General features: G+C 51.5%; 1 protein-coding gene. It reads left to right on the forward strand.

Annotated elements, in window-relative coordinates; all coding sequences use genetic code 11:
- A partial coding sequence (locus FBT53_RS15900; protein WP_240729854.1) for an IS1182 family transposase occupies window positions 1-1,622 on the forward strand: 1,622 nt, incomplete at its 5' end.
- Window positions 1,623-1,679 lie beyond the last annotated feature (57 nt).

The following is a 1,679-nucleotide window of genomic DNA, read 5'->3' on the forward strand; positions in this document are numbered from 1 at the left end:
TTAACGTTGGGGCGTTAACTTTAGGTATGCAGGGAAAAAAGGATTACCAGGAAAAACTGTTTGCGAGCTTCCAATTGAGCGAGCGTATACCCAAGAACAATTTCTACAGGCGTTTAAAAGGGGCTTTGGACCTTGACTTTCTCTACTCGTTGACCAAGGGGTATTATGGCGAAAGCGGCCAGAAGAGCATCGACCCAGTGGTCTTCTTCAAACTCTGTCTCGTGGGCTATCTGGAGAACATTATCAGCGACCGCAAGCTGATCGACCATTGTTCGATGCGCTTGGACATCCTTTACTTCATCGGCTACGATATCGACGAGGAGCTGCCCTGGCATTCTACGATAAGCCGTACCCGTCAACTGTACCCGGAAAGTGTGTTCGAGGAAGTCTTCACCAAGGTTTTAAGTATATGCGCGGACAAGGGTATGGTCAGCGGGCATACCCAGGCGATTGACAGTGCGCCGGTAAAGGCGAACGCGAGCATGGATACCTTGGAACTGAAGGTGCCGGAGGAAGAGCTGCAAGAACACCTGCGGAAGGTGCGGGTCCTTAGTTCGATGGATAAAAAAGTGCCCCACCGCAAGAGCAAGGGCGACAGGTCCGATAAAGGACAACGAAGTGTTACCGCCAACGCTAATGAGCTCTCCGCCATAAAGGGCAGGAACAGGAAATGGGCGAAGGACCAGGACCAACGGCCGGGGGCGGGCAACAAGGGGGCCAAGTATACCAGTAACAAAACACACTACAGTCCCACGGACCCCGATGCGCGTATAAGCGTAAAACCGGGCAAGGCGAGAAAGCTGAACTATCTGGGCCAGCTCAGTGTGGATACGGCGAACCATGTGATCACCGACATCAGGGCCTACCATGCGGACGGGAAGGACAACCAACACCTCCCGGACATCGTAAAGCGTGTAAAGCGCAGGCTCTGGAAAGAAGGCCTGGTATGGGAGAACTGCGTAGCGGACACTGGTTACAGTAGCGGGGAGAACTATGCCTTTTTGGAGAAAACAGGGTTAAAGAGCTTCATTCCCCCGCACGGCACCTACAAGGGCGGTCCCGAAGGTTTTGTGTACGTTGAAGAAGATGACCATTATCTATGTCCGCAGGGCAAGGTGATTCCCTTCACCAAGGTTTTCCTAGACAGCCGCACCAAGACAAAGAAGAAGGAGTACCGCGCCAGAAAGCATGTCTGCCTTGGCTGTCCCTTACGGGAACGGTGCCTGGGCAAGTCGGCACAGGAAAAGAAGTTCAGCGTTACCTATTACCGGGCCGAGTACGAAAGGAACATAGCAAGGGTGGAGAGCCCACAGGGCAGGTATATGAAGGGCAAGCGGCAGAGTACGGTAGAGCCCGTTTTCGGCACCCTTACCCAGTTCATGGGGCTCAGGAAGATAAATACCATTGGGCTAAAACAGGCCAACAAGGTGATGCACCTATCGGCTATCGCCTATAACCTGAAAAAGTACCTGAAATTCGCCCAAAAACGGGTAAAGAGCGGGACCGGGAAACTTGCTTTGTTATTTTTTATAAAAAACAGGTGCCAAGAACTTGAAAAAACACTTGTAGGGTTGCCCAAAAATCTAGATTGCCCAGTCGTCCTAAAAACAAAAAGCCCCTAAAAAGGGCTTAAAAGAGGTCTCTTTTTTGCTGTTCAAGGGCTTGCGCAACGGTTACCA

Origin of the sequence: Flavobacterium sp. ASW18X, from assembly GCF_005144745.1 — a bacterium.
Taxonomy (GTDB): Bacteria; Bacteroidota; Bacteroidia; order Flavobacteriales; family Flavobacteriaceae; genus Croceivirga.